The following is a 14,004-nucleotide window of genomic DNA, read 5'->3' as shown; positions in this document are numbered from 1 at the left end:
CTCGCCTACTAGAGGGTCTTGTTCGACGCGGGGTTGATCATCCGCGCCAGGCCGAGCTTCTTCAGCGCCAGCTGCAGCGAGCTGTGGATAACTTGCGGGTTGTCGATGGTCATCATCTCGTCCAGCAGTTCCCTGGCCTTGGTCATGCTGATCTGGCGCAGCATCCACTTCACCTTCGGCAGGTTGGTGGCGTTCATCGACAGGCTGTCGAAGCCCATGGCCATCAGCAGCACCGCGGCGGCCGGGTCGCCGGCCATCTCGCCACAGATACTCACCGGCTTGCCTTCGGCGTGGGCGTCACGGACCACCGTCTGCAGGGCTTGCAACACCGCCGGGTGCAGGTAGTCGTAGAGATCGGCCACCCGCGGGTTGTTGCGGTCCACCGCCAGCAGGTACTGGGTCAGGTCGTTGGAGCCCACCGACAGGAAGTCCACCTGGCGCGCCAGTTCCTTGGTCTGGTACACCGCCGCGGGAATCTCGACCATCACCCCCACCGGCGGCATCGGCACGTCGGTTCCTTCGTCGCGCACCTCACCCCAGGCCCGGTGGATCAGGTGCAGTGCCTCTTCCAGTTCGTGGATGCCGGAGATCATCGGCAGCAGGATGCGCAGGTTATTCAGGCCCTCACTGGCCTTGAGCATGGCCCGGGCCTGCACCAGGAAGATCTCCGGGTGGTCGAGGGTCACGCGGATGCCGCGCCAGCCCAGGAACGGGTTGTCTTCCTTGATCGGGAAATAGGACAGCGATTTATCGCCGCCGATGTCCAGGCTGCGCATGGTCACCGGCTGCGGATGGAACGCCGCCAGTTGTTCACGGTAGATCGCCAGCTGTTCCTTCTCGCTGGGGAAGCGCTGGTTGATCATGAACGGCACTTCGGTGCGATACAGGCCCACGCCCTCGGCGCCACGCTTCTGCGCCCGGGCCACGTCGGCCAGCAGGCCGGTGTTGACCCAGAGCGGCATGCGGTGGCCATCGGGGGTCACGCACGGCTGGTCGCGCAGCGCATCCAGGCCCTGGGCCAGTTGCCGTTCCTCTTCCACCACATCGGCGAACTGCTTGCGCAGCACATCGCTGGGGTTGGTGTAGACCTCGCCATGGTAACCGTCGACGATCATCTGGATGCCGTCGACCTTGGAGTACGGCAGGTCGACCAGGCCCATCACCGTCGGGATGCCCATGGCCCGGGCCAGGATCGCCACGTGGGAGTTGCCCGACCCCAGCACCGAGACCAGGCCCACCAGCTTGCCTTCGGGCACTTCGCCGAGCATGGCCGGGGTCAGCTCTTCGCTGACCAGGATGGTGTTGTCGGGGTAGACCAGGGTCTGCTGGCGCTCCTCCTGCAGGTAGGCCAGGAGCCGCCGACCCAGGTCCTTGACGTCCGAAGCGCGCTCACGCAGGTAGGCGTCGTCCATCAGTTCGAAACGGTTGACGTGATCGCTGACCACCTGGCGCAGTGCGCCCTGGGCCCACTGCCCGGTGCGGATCACCGCCTTGACCTCGCTGCCCAGGGACGCGTCGTCGAGCATCATCAGGTAGACGTCGAACAGTGCCCGCTCTTCGGGGCGCAGCTGGGTCGCGAGTTTTTCCGACAGCGCCCGCATGTCGGCGCGCACGCCTTCCAGGGCGCTCTTGAACAACGCCAGCTCGGCGTCGATATCGATGATGTGCTTGTCCGGCACCACGTCCAGGTCGGCCGGCGGCAGCATCACCACCGCACTGCCCACCGCGGCGCCGGGAGAACCCGGCACACCGACGAACTTGGCTTCCTGGATGCCCTTGCCCTGGCGTCCCAGGCCACGGATCGAACCGGTGGCCTCGGCATGGGCGATAACCCCGGCCAGCTGGGCGCTCATGGTCACCAGGAAGGCTTCTTCGCCCTCGTCGAACTGGCGACGTTCCTTTTGCTGGATGACCAGGACCCCGACCACCCGCCGGTGATGGATGATCGGCGCCCCGAGGAAGGAGGCGTAGCGCTCCTCGCCGGTCTCGGCAAAGTAGCGGTAGCGGGGGTGATCGGCGGCGTTTTCCAGGTTCAGGGGTTCTTCCCGGGTGCCTACCAGGCCCACCAGGCCTTCGTTGGGAGCCATGCTGACCTTGCCGATGGAACGCTTGTTCAGGCCTTCGGTGGCCATCAGCACGAAACGGTTGGTTTCCGGGTCCAGCAGGTAGACCGAGCAGACCTGGCTGCCCATGGCCTCTTTGACACGCAAGACGATGATCCCCAACGCCGTCTTGAGATCCTTGGCGGAGTTAACTTCCTGGACGATCTTGCGCAGCGTATTGAGCATGGCTCGGGGTCGAACTCCGTCGTCAGTCGCGCACTAGAAGGCGCGGGGCAAGCTCTTTGAGAGCGCGGCGATACACTTCGCGCTTGAATGTCACCACCTGGCCCAACGGGTACCAATAACTGACCCAACGCCAGCCATCGAATTCCGGTTTACCGGTCAAGTCCATCCGCACCCGCTGCTCGTTGGAGATCAGGCGCAAGAGAAACCATTTCTGCTTTTGGCCGATGCACAGCGGTTGGCTGTGGGTCCTTACCAGGCGCTGCGGCAAACGATAGCGCAACCAGCCGCGGGTGCAGGCGAGAATTTGCACATCTTCGCGCTCCAGGCCCACCTCTTCGTTCAACTCGCGATAAAGAGCGTCTTCCGGCGTCTCGTCGGGGTTGATGCCGCCTTGGGGAAACTGCCAGGCATCTTGATTGATACGGCGAGCCCATAGCACCTGGCCGGCATCATTCGTCAGAATGATCCCGACATTGGGGCGAAAACCATCGGGGTCGATCACGGCTACAACCTCGCAAACGCATGTCGCCGCATTGTTCCATAAAGCTTGGGAATGCAGCAACGAGGCTGCCAAGCTTATGTGCACTCTTGTGAAAAGACCGTATTCTGGGGACCTTTTCCAAGACTTTTCAGTGAGTAACCGCAATGCGTCTGGCTTTATTCGACTTGGACAACACCCTCCTGGGCGGCGACAGCGATCACGCCTGGGGCGACTATCTGTGCGAAAAGGGCCACCTCGATCCAGTGGCCTACAAGACCCGCAACGACGAGTTCTACCAAGACTACCTGGCTGGCAAGCTCGACAACGCCGCCTACCTGAACTTCTGCCTGGAAATCCTCGGCCGCACCGAAATGGACGTGCTCGCCCAATGGCACCGCGACTACATGCGCGACTGCATCGAGCCGATCCTGCTGCCCAAGGCCCAGGCCCTGCTGGCCCGGCACCGCGAAGCCGGCGACAAGCTGGTGATCATCACCGCCACCAACCGCTTCGTCACCGCCCCGATCGCCGAGCGCCTGGGCGTGGAAACCCTGATCGCCACCGAGTGCGAGATGCAGGACGGCCGCTACACCGGCCGCAGCACCGACGTCCCGTGCTTTCGCGAGGGCAAGGTGACCCGCCTGCAGCGCTGGCTGGAGGAAACCGGCCACGACCTGCAAGACAGCTATTTCTACAGTGACTCGATGAACGACCTGCCGCTGCTGGAGCAGGTGACCACTCCGGTGGCTGTCGACCCTGATCCCAACCTGCGCGCCGAAGCCCAGAAACGCGGCTGGCAGGTAATCAGTCTGCGCGATTGAACCGGCGCCCCGGGCCGCACTGCGGTCCGGGGCCGCTCATGGTCGTCAGGCCGGCTTGGCCACCATCAGGTAGAAGATCGCCATGAAGGCCAGGAACGCCGGCCAGCCCAGGGCGAACCACCAGCGCATATAGAGAGTGGCGCGCATCGGCATCGGCGTCCCATCGCGCAAGGCTTGTTCAGCCATCTTGTGCACCCGGATCTGCAGCCAGACCACCGGCAACCAGCACGCCCCCGCCAAGACATAGAGCCCCAGGCTCCACATCAGCCAGGACTGCTGGATCGACCACCCCGCCAAGTGGATCAAACCCAGCCCGCTCAGCGGCTGGAACACCGCCGTGGTCGCGGTGAAGGCCCAGTCGGCGAACACCAGGTGCCTGAAGGTCACGGCGATCACCTGCACCTGGCCACTGCGCCAGGCCCGCAAGGCGTAGTAGGCCGACCCGGCACCCAGGCCGAAGAGCACGGTGGAAGACAGGATATGCAGGGTTTTCAGCAGCAGGTAAGCGCTCATCGACGAGGTTCGGTCCACAACAGCCAAAGGGTCGCCACCATCAGCACCAGGTTCTTGGCGACGGCGGCATAAGGGTCAAACCAGAAATGCGGCAGGATCAGGCTGATGATCAGCGTGTAGCCGAGCATCAGCAGCAACTGCGCCTGCATGGCCCGCCGGCGCCAGCGCCGTAGCAGCAGGCCGACGCCCAGTGCTGCGTCGCAGAGCGAACCGCCGATCACTGCCAGCACCGCCCAGGCGCCCTGTACCCCGGCCTCGGCCATGATCCGCAGGCCCCAGTCGTAGCCGGGACCGACGCACACCACCGCCGTGCCGAGCCAGATCAGCACCATCACTGCCAATAACAACGGCCGCAGCACCCACTGGGTGGTCTGCCCGGCCTGGGGCCAGTCTTGCAGGCGCGTCGCCAACGGCGCGGCGTGATAACCACAGACCGATGCCAGCGCCTCGGGGTCGGCCAGGTTGTCTTGCCGGGCCATGCTCAGGCTTTGCCGGCTCAAGGCCCGCCAACCCAGGCGCTCGCCCAGCAGCGCGGCCAGGCCCAGGAACGGCCCCGGCAGTTGCAGGTAACGAGCTGGCGCCCAGCCCTGGGCTGCCCGCAGGCGATCGAGCAATTGCCCCATGGTCATCCGCTCCGGGCCGACCAGCGGCAAGACCATGGACTCTTGCGGCCAGTGCCGCAGCAGCGCCAGCACCGCGGCGCTCAAGTCATCCACATGCAGGGGCTGCATCCGCGCCTGGGCGGACAGCAGCGGAATCAGCGGCCAGGGCGACAATCGCGCCAGCCAGCCACTGCTGGCGCCCCCGGCACCGAGCACCAATGACGGGCGCAGCACTACCGCCGGAATATTAAGGCCCAGCAGATAATCGTCCGCCATGGCCTTGCTCGCCAGGAACGGCACCCGGGGCTGGCTGCCGGCGCCCAACGCGGAAATCTGCAGCACCCGGGCGCCGCGGGCCGCAGCCAGGTCGAACAGTGCCCGCGTGCCCAAGTCCTGGGTCAGGCTCAGGGCCTGGGGATCATTGCTCAGCAGCCCGGCGGCATTGATCAGCAGGTCGGTATCCGCCGGCAGCTCGAACGAACCGGGCTCGCGACCGAGGCGATCCAGGTCCAGTTGCAGCCACTGCACCCCGGGCAAACCCCGAGGTTGTGGCTGGCGACTGGTAGCGATCAATTGATGGCCGGCGGCGTGCAACGCTGCCAGCAGATGACGGCCGACGAACCCCGTGGCCCCCACCAGAACGACCTTCATGGCAATCCTTAAAGCCGGGTCAGACCGGCTTGGCCCCCATGAGGCCGGCAATGGTGACGAAGCACAGGGCGCTGAAGACCGCCAGGACCAGGGTAAAGGCCAGACCACTGGCGGCCTTGGCCACGCGCAGCCGATTGAGGCGCACCATCAGCCATAGCCAGGCCAGCGCGCCCAGGGTGTAGAGCACGCTGGAGCCCAGGACCCAGGTCTGCCCCAGCGGCCAGCCCACCAGGTGCACCAGCCACCAGCCGGTGACCGGCAGGGTCACCAGGCCCAGGGCCAGCAGCAGCCAGCCGAACAGGCCCGGACGATGCAGCACCCGGCTATAGACGGTCGCGTCACCCTGGCGACGCAGGCGCCAGACCCAGATCGCCAGGCCCAGCGCGCTGCCCAGCAGCAGCACCGTGGCCAGTACATGAAGTGTCTTGAGCGTGGTCAGCGTTTCCATATTCTCGCGTCCTTAAGGCCTCGATCCTCAGCGTAGCCGCTCAGCCCAGGAACAGCTGGTAGGCCGGATTGTCGCTTTCGTCCCAGTACGGATATCCGATCTGCTCCAGGGCCGCCGGCACCAGGTGGCGCTCCTCGGCCGGCACTTGCAGGCCGGCGACCACTCGCCCGTCCGCCGCGCCGTGGTTGCGGTAGTGGAACATGGAGATGTTCCAGCGTCCGCCCAGCTTGTTGAGGAAGTTGAACAAGGCGCCCGGACGCTCCGGGAACTCGAAGCGCAGCACCAGCTCGTCGCTGACCTTCTCCGCCCGGCCGCCGACCATGTAGCGAATATGCAGCTTGGCCAGCTCGTTGTCGGTCAGGTCGATCACCGGGAAGCCCTGCTCGCTCAGGTTGGCGATCAGGGCACTGCGCGGATCGCTTTCCGGGTGGGTCTGCACGCCAACGAAGATATGCGCCTCGCTGCCGGTGTTGTAGCGGTAGTTGAATTCGGTGATCTGGCGCTTGCCCACCGCCTCGCAGAACGCCTTGAAGCTACCGGGCTGCTCGGGAATGGTCACGGCGATGATGGCTTCGCGGCCCTCACCCAGCTCGGCGCGCTCGGCCACGTGGCGCAGGCGGTCGAAGTTGACGTTGGCGCCGGAATCGATGGCCACCAGGGTCTGCCCGGTGATGCCACACTGCTCGACGTACTTCTTGATCCCTGCCACCCCAAGGGCCCCGGCAGGTTCGGTGATCGAGCGGGTATCGTCGTAGATATCCTTGATTGCCGCACAGATCTCGTCGGTGCTGACCGTGATGACCTCGTCGACATGGTCCTTGCAGATATCGAAGGTGTGCTGGCCGATCTGCGCCACGGCCACGCCGTCGGCGAAGATGCCCACGCTCGGCAACACCACCCGCTCGCCGGCGGCCATGGCCATTTGCAGGCAGTTGGAATCGTCCGGCTCGACACCGATGACCCGGACCTCCGGGCGCAGGTATTTCACGTATGCGGCGATGCCGGCGATCAGGCCGCCGCCACCGACCGGTACGAAGATCGCATCCAGCGGGCCGGGATGCTGGCGCAGGATCTCCATCGCCACCGTGCCCTGCCCGGCAATGGTGTGGGGATCGTCATAAGGATGGATGTAGACGTAGCCCTTCTCGTCCACCAGCTTCAGCGAATAGGCCAGCGCCTCGGGGAAGGTATCGCCGTGCAGCACCACCTTGCCGCCACGGGAACGCACGCCTTCGACCTTGATCTCGGGAGTGGTCTTGGGCATCACGATGGTGGCCTTGACCCCCAGCACCTTGGCGGCCAGGGCCAGGCCCTGGGCATGGTTGCCCGCCGATGCAGTGACCACGCCACGGGCGCGCTCGGCGTCGGTGAGCTGGGTCAGCTTGTTGTAGGCGCCACGGATCTTGAACGAGAACACCGGCTGCAAGTCTTCGCGCTTGAGCCAGACCTGGTTGCCCAGCCGCTCGGAGAGCTGGCGGGCGGCCTGCAATGGGGTTTCCACGGCAACGTCATAAACGCGCGAGGTGAGGATCTTCTTTACGTACTGTTCGAGCATCGGAAAGCATCACTGAGCGGGTTGGGCAGGGCCAAGGAGTCTAACCCAGCGTTTGCCCGGGCGACCACACGAATCCAGAGGTTTTAGCCTGCCTGCGGGCCCTGTGGGCAGCGCCGCCGGGCGAGTGGCCAGACGGGCAATGACCTGGCCGGCGCCGACGCCTATAATGCCGGGCTTTGTGCCCCCCCTGCCCGCTTCGGAGCCCGCATGACCCAGGATCAACTCAAACAGGCCGTCGCCCAGGCCGCCGTCGACCTCATCCTGCCGAAACTCGACGACAAGAGCATCGTCGGGGTCGGCACCGGCTCCACCGCCAACTGCTTCATCGACGCCCTGGCCCGGCACAAGGGCGCCTTCGATGGCGCCGTGGCCAGTTCCGAAGCCACCGCCGCGCGCCTCAAGGGCCACGGCATCCCGGTGTATGAGCTCAACACCGTCAGCGAGCTGGAGTTCTACATCGACGGCGCCGACGAAAGCGATGCGCACCTGAACCTGATCAAGGGCGGCGGCGCGGCCCTGACCCGCGAGAAGATCGTCGCGGCCGTGGCCAAGACCTTCATCTGCATCGCCGACGCCAGCAAGCTGGTCTCGGTGCTGGGCGCCTTCCCGCTGCCGGTGGAAGTCATCCCGATGGCCCGCAGCCACGTGGCTCGCGAGCTGGTGAAGCTGGGCGGCGATCCGGTGTACCGTGAAGGCGTGATCACCGACAACGGCAACATCATCCTCGACGTGCACAACATGCAGATCAGCAACCCGGTGGAGCTGGAAAGCCAGATCAACGCCATCGTCGGCGTGGTCACCAACGGCCTGTTCGCCGCGCGTCCCGCCGACGTGCTGCTGCTGGGCACCGCCGAAGGCGTGCAGACCCTCAAGGCCTGATCACGCTCCCCCTGCCGGATTGGCCGCTGTGGCGAGCCAATCCCGGCAACGCCCGGGCTAGCGCGCGGGTTTCTTGAAGACGTAGAACAGGTTCGGTTCGCTGACCAGGTACAACGTGCCTTCATCGTCCATGGCGATACCCTCGGCCTGGGGCACCGCCCGGTCCAGGCCCTGGCGGCCCTTGCCCAGCGCCAGGGTGCTCAGGGGGCGCCCCTGGGCATCCAGCTCCAGCACCAGTCGCGACTCATCCGACAACGCCAGCAGATGGCCGCTGCGCTCATCGTATTGCAGGCTGGAAAGATCACGCACGAACAGCGCGGCATCCCGCTTGGGGTTGTTCACCACGTGCATGCCATAGGGCGTGTCCGGCTCGCTGTCGGGAAACCCCTGCACCTCGTAGATCAGCATCGGATCGCGCTCCTTGGCGACGAACAGGCGCTTGCCCCGGGAGTCGTAGGCCAAGCCCTCGAACCCCTTGTTGCCGCTCAGGTGCACACCGAGGGTCACCTGCTCGGACTGCGCCGCATCCACTACCTGGGTGTCGTCCTGCAGATGGATCTTGATCAACCGCTGCTGGCGCTCGTCGCTGATCACATAGGTCCCGGCACTGATGAACTCCACCGCCTCGGGATCGGCGAACCCCACCAGGGCGATGCGCCGCAGTACCTGCCCGTCCAGGGACAGCTCGATCAGCTCCGGTTGCTTGTTGGTCACGGTGAACAGGCTGTTGCGCAACGGGTCGTAGGTCAGCGCCGAGACATCGTCCAGGCCCTCGATGGGCTGGGCCTCGCGCACCATTCGGTAATCGCCCAGACCCAGCGAATGCGGATCACCCGCCTGCCAGTAGGCCTGCCAATCGAACCAGGCGCGCTGCCACAGCCGATGGTTGTGGGCGAATGCCGCCAGCAACACGACTACAAGACCAAGGAGCAGGTAGAGGGGATGGAGACGACTCAGGCGATACATGGCAGGCAAGCTCGAAAACAGGACAGCCCCATGAATATCATCGGCGCCTGAATTCAAGCTTAATCGGCAGGCCCCGGACAACGCCTGGGACCGGTGTTCAGCGCTTCTCGAAGCGGTAGAACAGGTTGGACTCGCTGACCATGTACAGGTTGCCCGCCTCGTCCATGGCTACGCCTTCGGCGCGGGGGATGGTGTTCTTCAGGCCGTTGAAACCACCGAGCAGGGTCATGAAGCTGACTTGCTCACCCTGCTCGTCCAGCTCCAGCAGCAAGTGCGACTCGGCCGACAGCACCAGGGTGTGGCCGGTACGCGGATCGATACCCAGGGCCGACAGGTTGCGCAGGTCGAGCTCGTCGCTGGGCAGCCTTTGCTTGTCGCCCTTGAGCACACGACCGTCGCTGCTCCAGGTGAACAACGCTGGTGGCCGTTCCTCGCCCAGCAGCAACTGCTGCTTGCGCGGATCCCAGGCCACGGCTTCGAAAGCCTTGTTCTGGTCTTCCGAAGGGCCCAGGTCGTACTTGGGGAAATCGGCGATGTTCAACTGGCTGGTGGAGCCATCGACCTTGACGATCACCAACGAATGTTCGCGCTCGTCGACGATGGCCATCAAGCCATCCTCCATGACCGCCACGCCTTCCGGATTGCTCCAGCCCACCAGCGGGATCTTGCGCAGGACATCGCCCTGCAGGCTCAGCTCCACCAGGAAAGGATGCTTGCCCATCACCGAGAACAACGTCTTGGTCCTGGGGTTGTACGAAAGATCGGAAGCTTCGTCGCGCTCCAGGCCAGGCAGCAACTTGGCATCGATCACCGCCCGATAGGCCGGCAACCAGATACTGGCACTGCGCTCTGCAGGAGTGACGAAGCCTTCCTGCAACCAGAGCACGCCGCGATCGTCCCAGTGCATGATGCTGGCCAGACCATAGCTGATCACCCCGGCCAGCAGCAGCCAGGAATACCAGCGCATGCGCAGTCGCAGACGGCGAGGGACATTGGATTTGGTCAGAGGTTGGGCATCCATTTCACAGATTCCAGAAGCTCGGCCTTAGGTAATAGCACGCGAATTTGAACGCTGCGAACCATAAACTGCAGGATTATCCGGGTGAAATGTGAAAAAACGGTAAAAGCGCGGAAGGCTTTCTGCGAGATGTCCGGCTTTTCGGTGCCTCGCAGAAAGTTTCCGATCAACGGACAGTGCTGGTGAAGCGGCTGGCGCCCGGCAATTCCAGCACCAGCTCGTCACCGACATTCAGCGGACCGACACCCACCGGAGTACCCGTGAGGATCACATCGCCGGCCTGCAACGAAAAGCAGCCGGCCATGTACTGGATCATCGGCACGATAGGATTGAGCATGATGCTGCTGTTGCCATCCTGGCGTACCTCGCCATTGATGGTCAGGCGAATGCCGATGTCGGTCAGGTCGGCGAAGGTGCTGCCTACCACGAAAGGCGCGATTACCGCGGCGCCGTCGAACGACTTGGCGATTTCCCAGGGCAGGCCCTTGGCCTTGAGCTCGGCCTGCTTGTCGCGCAGGGTCAGGTCCAGAGCCGGGGCGAAACCGGAGATGGCATCCAGCACTTCTTCGCGACTGGGCTTGGGGGACAGCGGCTTGCCGATCAACACCGCGATCTCGGCCTCGTAATGCACCGAACCACGCTCGGTGGGAATGGCAAAACCGTCTTCCAGGGGCACGACACAGCTGCCCGGCTTGATGAACAGCAGCGGCTCGGTGGGAACCGGGTTGTCCAGCTCCCTGGCGTGCTCGGCGTAGTTGCGACCGATGCATACCACCTTGCCCAGGGGAAAATGAATCCGGGTACCGTCGACATACTGGTGCTGATAGCTCATTACCGACTCCTGTTCGTACGCGTGTTCAGGGCTGCCCGGACTCAAGCAGCGAAGATCTTGCCCGGGTTCATGATGCCGTTCGGGTCGAAGACCGCCTTGACGGCCTTCATGTACTCGATTTCCACTGGCGAGCGGCTGTAGGTCAGGTAGTCGCGCTTGGTCATGCCCACGCCGTGCTCGGCGGAAATCGAACCATTGTGCTTCTCGACGGTTTCGAACACCCACTTGTTGACCGTGGCGCACTTGGCGAAGAACTCGTCCTTGCTCAGGTTTTCCGGCTTGAGGATGTTCAGGTGCAGGTTGCCGTCGCCGATGTGGCCGAACCAGACGATCTCGAAATCCGGGTAGTGCTTGCCGACGATGGCGTCGATTTCCTGGAGGAATGCCGGCACCTTCGATACGGTGACCGAGATGTCGTTCTTGTAGGGCGTCCAGTGGGAGATGGTCTCGGAGATGTACTCACGCAGCTTCCACAGGTTCTGCAGCTGGGTTTCGCTCTGGCTCATCACGCCATCCAGGACCCAGCCCTGCTCGACGCAATGCTCGAAGGTTTCCAGGGCGTGGTTGGCCACTTCCTCGGTGGTGGCCTCGAACTCCAGCAGGGCATAGAACGGGCATTGCGATTCGAATGGCGCCGGTACGTCGCCGCGGGCCAGGACCTTGGCCAGCGCCTTGTCGGAGAAGAATTCGAAAGCCGTCAGGTCGACCTTGCCCTGGAATGCATGCAGCACCGGCATGATCGAGTCGAAGTCAGGCGTGCCCAGGACCATGGCAGTGAGATTCTTCGGCGCCCGGTCCAGGCGCATGGTGGCCTCGACCACGAAACCCAGGGTGCCCTCGGCACCGATGAACAGCTGGCGCAGGTCGTAGCCGGTCGCGTTCTTGATCAGGTCGCGGTTCAGCTCCAGCAGGTCGCCCTTGCCGGTGACCACCTTCATGCCAGCCACCCAATTACGGGTCATGCCGTAGCGAATGACCTTGATCCCGCCGGCATTGGTGCCGATGTTACCGCCAATCTGGCTGGAGCCTGCCGAAGCGAAGTCCACCGGATAGTACAGGCCGTTTTCTTCCGCCAGGTTCTGCAGTTGCTCGGTGACCACGCCTGGCTGGCACACCGCGGTGCGGTCGGTCAGGTTCAGGTCGAGAATCTGGTTCATGTAGTCGAAGGCCACCACCACCTCGCCGTTGGCCGCTACCGCTGCCGCCGAAAGCCCGGTGCGACCGCCCGAAGGCACCAGCGCCACCTTGTGCTGGTTGGCCCAGCGGACGATGGCCTGGACCTGTTCGATGGTCTTGGGGAACACGATGGCGGTCGGCGCGGGGGCGAAGTGCTTGGTCCAATCCTTGCCGTAGGCATTCAGCGAGTCAGCGTCGGTCAGCACCTTGCCGGGCTCAACCAGGGTCTTCAGCTCATCAATCAGGGCAGGATTGGTCATCGACAGAACTCTCGAACAATTCATGGTCATCCTGAGAACGCTTCACGTCGCAGGAATGAGTGTTTAGCGGGGCGCGTATGCTAGCATACCGCCCCCGCAGAAGAGTGCCCAAGGGCCTTCTGCGGTGTCGGCCGCGCGCCGCCCAGGTCAGCTCAAGCTGTCCACTTCCCTGCCAATTTTCTCCGGGACACAGGTTTACGCAGATGAGCAAGACTTCTCTCGATAAGAGCAAGATCAAGTTCCTTCTCCTCGAAGGCGTCCACCAATCCGCTGTCGACGTGCTCAAGGCCGCCGGCTACACCAACATCGAGTACCTCACCAGTTCTCTGCCCGAAGCCCAGCTCAAGGAAAAGATCGCCGATGCGCATTTCATCGGCATTCGTTCCCGCACCCAGCTGACCGAGGAGATCTTCGACCACGCCAAGAAACTGGTCGCGGTGGGTTGCTTCTGCATCGGCACCAACCAGGTTGACCTGTCCGCGGCCCGCGAGCGCGGCATCGCGGTGTTCAACGCGCCTTACTCCAACACCCGCTCGGTCGCCGAGCTGGTACTGGCCGAGGCCATCCTGCTGTTGCGCGGTATCCCCGAGAAAAACGCCTCCTGCCACCGTGGCGGCTGGATCAAGAGCGCAGCCAACTCCTTCGAGATCCGTGGCAAGAAGCTGGGCATCGTCGGTTATGGCTCCATTGGCACCCAACTGTCGGTCCTGGCCGAGGGCCTGGGCATGCAGGTGTTCTTCTATGACACCGTGACCAAGCTGCCACTGGGCAACGCGACCCAGGTGGGCAACCTGCACGAGCTGCTGGGCATGTCCGACATCGTCACCCTGCACGTGCCGGAAACCGCGGCCACCCAGTGGATGATCGGCGAGAAGGAAATCCGCGCCATCAAGAAGGGCGGCATCCTGATCAACGCCGCGCGCGGCACCGTGGTCGAGCTGGACGCCCTGGCGGACGCGATCAAGGACAAGCACCTGATCGGCGCGGCCATCGACGTATTCCCGGTCGAGCCACGCTCCAACGACGAAGAGTTCGAAAGCCCGCTGCGTGGCCTGGACAACGTGATCCTGACCCCGCACATCGGTGGTTCCACCGCCGAGGCCCAGGCCAACATCGGCCTGGAAGTGGCCGAGAAACTGGTCAAGTACAGCGACAACGGCACCTCGGTGTCCTCGGTCAACTTCCCGGAAGTGGCCCTGCCTGCCCACCCTGGCAAGCATCGCCTGTTGCACATCCACGAGAACATCCCGGGCGTGATGAGCGAGATCAACAAGGTCTTCGCGGAAAATGGCATCAACATCTCCGGCCAGTTCCTGCAGACCAACGAAAAGGTCGGCTACGTGGTGATCGACGTCGACGCCGAGTACTCGGACCTGGCGCAAGAGAAGCTGCAGCACATCAACGGCACTATCCGCTGCCGCGTGCTGTTCTGACAGAAGCTTCAAGCGGCAAGTCTCAAGCTGCAAGCAAGGGCCCGCCCTGGTTTGTAGCTGCAGCCTTGTAGCTAGCCGTAC

Annotated in this window: 13 protein-coding genes; 3 read left to right on the top strand and 10 right to left on the bottom strand. The window is 63.9% G+C overall.

What is annotated here, in order from left to right; translation table 11 throughout:
• Window positions 1-8: 8 nt before the first annotated feature.
• Both ptsP and H7A76_RS02250 read right to left on the bottom strand, forming a co-directional pair.
• Window positions 9-2,288, bottom strand: a complete 2,280-nt coding sequence (gene ptsP / locus H7A76_RS02255) for a phosphoenolpyruvate--protein phosphotransferase (protein WP_185697004.1) — start codon at window positions 2,286-2,288, stop codon at window positions 9-11.
• A 22-nt stretch (window positions 2,289-2,310) separates the two neighbouring features.
• A complete protein-coding gene (locus H7A76_RS02250; RefSeq protein WP_011064073.1) occupies window positions 2,311-2,790 on the bottom strand; it encodes an RNA pyrophosphohydrolase in 480 nt (159 codons plus the stop codon).
• A 143-nt stretch (window positions 2,791-2,933) separates the two neighbouring features.
• On the opposite strand from H7A76_RS02250, the gene H7A76_RS02245 reads away from it, so the two are divergent.
• Window positions 2,934-3,590, top strand: coding sequence for an HAD family hydrolase (locus H7A76_RS02245; protein WP_185697003.1), 657 nt, complete (start codon window positions 2,934-2,936; stop codon window positions 3,588-3,590).
• 45 nt (window positions 3,591-3,635) lie between these two features.
• On the opposite strand, the gene H7A76_RS02240 is transcribed toward H7A76_RS02245, so the two are convergent.
• Genes H7A76_RS02240 through ilvA form a run of 4 tightly spaced genes read right to left on the bottom strand, consistent with a single transcriptional unit; the run spans window position 3,636 to window position 7,359 of the window.
• Complete coding sequence (locus H7A76_RS02240) at window positions 3,636-4,103, bottom strand: DUF2269 domain-containing protein (protein ID WP_185697002.1); 468 nt, start codon at window positions 4,101-4,103, stop codon at window positions 3,636-3,638.
• Complete coding sequence (locus H7A76_RS02235; RefSeq protein ID WP_185697001.1) at window positions 4,100-5,356, bottom strand: SDR family oxidoreductase; 1,257 nt, start codon at window positions 5,354-5,356, stop codon at window positions 4,100-4,102. The genes H7A76_RS02240 and H7A76_RS02235 overlap by 4 nt, the downstream gene beginning before the upstream one ends.
• Before the next feature lie 19 nt (window positions 5,357-5,375).
• Window positions 5,376-5,804: a DUF2269 family protein gene (locus tag H7A76_RS02230; protein ID WP_185697000.1), complete on the bottom strand. Its 429-nt coding sequence runs from the start codon at window positions 5,802-5,804 to the stop codon at window positions 5,376-5,378.
• 40 nt (window positions 5,805-5,844) lie between these two features.
• The gene (gene ilvA / locus H7A76_RS02225; RefSeq protein WP_185696999.1) at window positions 5,845-7,359 is read right to left on the bottom strand and encodes a threonine ammonia-lyase, biosynthetic; all 1,515 of its coding nucleotides are present in this window, start codon (window positions 7,357-7,359) and stop codon (window positions 5,845-5,847) included.
• A 207-nt stretch (window positions 7,360-7,566) separates the two neighbouring features.
• On the opposite strand from ilvA, the gene rpiA reads away from it, so the two are divergent.
• Window positions 7,567-8,238: a ribose-5-phosphate isomerase RpiA gene (gene rpiA, locus H7A76_RS02220; RefSeq protein WP_022641685.1), complete on the top strand. Its 672-nt coding sequence runs from the start codon at window positions 7,567-7,569 to the stop codon at window positions 8,236-8,238.
• A gap of 57 nt (window positions 8,239-8,295) precedes the next feature.
• Here the strand turns inward: rpiA and H7A76_RS02215 are convergent, their stop codons facing one another.
• From H7A76_RS02215 to H7A76_RS02200, 4 genes are all read right to left on the bottom strand, one after another.
• Window positions 8,296-9,204: an SdiA-regulated domain-containing protein gene (locus H7A76_RS02215; protein WP_185696998.1), complete on the bottom strand. Its 909-nt coding sequence runs from the start codon at window positions 9,202-9,204 to the stop codon at window positions 8,296-8,298.
• Between the two features lie 97 nt (window positions 9,205-9,301).
• The gene (locus H7A76_RS02210; protein WP_185696997.1) at window positions 9,302-10,225 is read right to left on the bottom strand and encodes an SdiA-regulated domain-containing protein; all 924 of its coding nucleotides are present in this window, start codon (window positions 10,223-10,225) and stop codon (window positions 9,302-9,304) included.
• A gap of 163 nt (window positions 10,226-10,388) precedes the next feature.
• Entirely contained in the window at window positions 10,389-11,054 is a 666-nt protein-coding gene (locus H7A76_RS02205) for a fumarylacetoacetate hydrolase family protein (protein ID WP_185696996.1), read from the bottom strand.
• A gap of 41 nt (window positions 11,055-11,095) precedes the next feature.
• Window positions 11,096-12,490 (bottom strand): FAD-binding oxidoreductase, encoded by a 1,395-nt coding sequence (locus H7A76_RS02200; protein ID WP_185696995.1) that lies wholly within the window; start codon window positions 12,488-12,490, stop codon window positions 11,096-11,098.
• A gap of 203 nt (window positions 12,491-12,693) precedes the next feature.
• Between H7A76_RS02200 and serA the strand changes: the two genes are divergently transcribed.
• Entirely contained in the window at window positions 12,694-13,923 is a 1,230-nt protein-coding gene (gene serA / locus H7A76_RS02195; RefSeq protein ID WP_185696994.1) for a phosphoglycerate dehydrogenase, read from the top strand.
• Window positions 13,924-14,004 lie beyond the last annotated feature (81 nt).

This window comes from Pseudomonas sp. MSSRFD41, assembly GCF_014230245.1.
Lineage (GTDB): Bacteria > Pseudomonadota > Gammaproteobacteria > Pseudomonadales > Pseudomonadaceae > Aquipseudomonas > Aquipseudomonas piscis.
Note: the sequence above shows the minus strand (reverse complement) of the source record. Positions and strands in the feature narration are given on the sequence as shown.